Origin of the sequence: Pseudomonas frederiksbergensis (genome assembly GCF_003732665.1) — a bacterium.
GTDB lineage: Bacteria > Pseudomonadota > Gammaproteobacteria > Pseudomonadales > Pseudomonadaceae > Aquipseudomonas > Aquipseudomonas frederiksbergensis_G.
Genome location: NZ_MOBP01000050.1, coordinates 1 through 297, shown reverse-complemented (window position 1 = coordinate 297; position 297 = coordinate 1). Strand labels below are relative to the sequence as shown.

Annotated in this window: 1 pseudogene; it reads left to right on the top strand. The window is 58.2% G+C overall.

From position 1 onward, the window contains the following. Positions 1-297: pseudogene (locus BK665_RS33080) on the top strand (hypothetical protein); the annotation flags it as partial.

The following is a 297-nucleotide window of genomic DNA, read 5'->3' as shown; positions in this document are numbered from 1 at the left end:
GCGGGTTATATAGAGCAAGTGCCGGACCTGCTGGACGCTGCCAATGATGTCGCACGGGAAGCGGGCATCGAGGCACAGATCAAACCGGTGCTGAAAATCGCCGAACAGTTCTTCCTCCAGCCGCCGGCGATCATGACCGGGCATGTCGGCCTGGACGGCTTGCTGGATGAAGCCTATCTGGCGCACCGGTTGGTCGAAGAGGTCAATGACCTGTACATCAAGCATTTTGGCCAGCCACTGAGCCCCTTGGACATGACTGTCGCCAACCTGATTGCCCACCAACTGATCGGCGAAGAA